The sequence below is a fragment of the Vibrio olivae genome, assembly GCF_042428525.1.
Taxonomy (GTDB): domain Bacteria; phylum Pseudomonadota; class Gammaproteobacteria; order Enterobacterales; family Vibrionaceae; genus Vibrio; species Vibrio olivae.
This window is the reverse complement of sequence record NZ_JBHMEP010000038.1, coordinates 1-1,932: the sequence shown is the minus strand read 5'-3', so window position 1 is coordinate 1,932 and position 1,932 is coordinate 1. Positions and strand designations below refer to the sequence as shown.

General features: G+C 43.5%; 1 protein-coding gene. It reads right to left on the bottom strand.

Annotation, left to right across the window (positions count from 1 at the left end; translation table 11 throughout):
* Positions 1 to 2 precede the first annotated feature (2 nt).
* Positions 3 to 1,932 (bottom strand): hypothetical protein (locus ACFFUV_RS23315; protein ID WP_390198288.1); only part of this gene is annotated, 1,930 nt, incomplete at its 5' end.

The window sequence follows — 1,932 nt, the reverse complement described above, 5'->3', positions numbered from 1 at the left end:
ATTTAGCAAGGATCATCGGCTTCTTTTTCTCCCGATACTATATTACCTTCGGAAGCCAAAGACTTGTCCTCGGCAGCCTTCGTAGGCGAGGCGAACTCCGATTGGAAACCGGGCGGGTTGGCGAACGGGGTCTCCGTATCCTCGAAGAACGTCTCATCCCTCCTAATACTCATCCTGAACTTAGGAGCTATGAAAGGATCGTTATTAAGATCGATGTTGATCGTAACGTCATTCATCAAAATATCCTCCTTGATCCTAGAATCGCCTATCCATCCTCTTACGTCAGCGGTCATAGGCATCTTACTAGCGGCTTCCTTGACAGCCTTTAACCGTCCCTTGATAACATCCACGTCTCCAGCCAACGGAATCATATATGTCTTGTTATCCAACCCGGATCTGGCTATAGCGTTGTTAAGATCCATTATATCATCAATACTTACTCCACCACCTAGACCCTCTATAATTCTGTCAGCCATCGATCCGATCATAGATGAGAATGATGATATATCCTGATTTTTCAATCTTACGGGGTACAGGTAATTTCTTCCATTTCCTGTCTTTATAGCTACGACCGGGATACGTGAATTTTTATAATCACCATACTTGTCCCTGACGATAGCCGTACAGAACGGAAATATATTATACTTAATATCATCCCTCATCGTAACCTTCCCGTTCTCTATATATCCTACGCTCTCGACCTTACCAACCGTCTCATTGGTAAAGTCATTTTCGGATACCATCAACGTACCATTATCATCACTTACACTGAAGTTCGGTCTTCCCGGCAAAACACTGGTAACTGTGCCTACGAACGGTATATCAATCTCGCCAGCGACAGATCCTACATTATCCCTATACAACTCAAAGGCCATACTCCTTAAATCAGCGTTACTTCCTTTTGAGTCCGGGTCATTGGCTTTCAGTACCGAGACGAAATTGCCATCGCTATCCACGATCTTAATAACCATATTATCAACCAGCTCTCTGTAAGCCGACTTAGTCTCATCAGAATTAGGATCAACGGCGTTAAGTCTATTGTATTTATCATACAGTCCCTTGGTGTATGGATCTGACATATCCATCTTAAACCTTACCATATCACCCTTGCGAAGGCTAGCCGCTGCTTCCTGATTCACCGACTCGTTGTTAGATCCAAACGTATCACCCGTATAATAAGGGACAACGGATCCGTCCTGCCCCTTGCGATACACCATGAACCAGTTGGAGGTAGATAAGGCGGTCTGCCGCCCCAGTATGACACCGGTAGCGTTCTCGAAAGCCTGAGCGTCATCCTCGCTAATCATCCATCTTGAGTGGTTATCCGATTCTATGACAGTAAATATGTCGATTCCGTTGGTGAAATCCATCACCCTTCCATTATCAGTATCAGTGGCATCAGATCTTTTAAGCCCAAGACCGTCCATAAACCTGTCAAGTCTCATTCCGCCAACCTCATAATACATGACCCCACCGATCTCTCTCTTTTGAGCCATCAACACCACCGGGTTCTGGGCGGCGTTAACTTCCGTCCTGCCGGTGGATGTCCCGGGTTCGCTCTCTGTGAGGACATCACCCATAGGTATGGATTTATCGTAATCCTTGACAGCTATACTTCCGTTATCATACAACCTCATCCATTCCACGAATTGAAGAAGAGGATCATCAGAATAATTATTAATGATATCAATAGCCTCATTAAGTTTATCCTGATCAACTTCATTCCCGTTGTCAATATCATTCATAAGATCATTGTAAGTCTGTATAGCCCCCTTAACCTGATCCTTATCAAGACCATTAATGTTTATATCTATGATATCATCAATAGTATCTCTGATGTTATTTAAGACGTTATCGTTGGTATTTAACCTATCTATCATTGACCTAATCTTATTAAGCCTAGCTATAGGATTATCGCCAAACCCATTTACA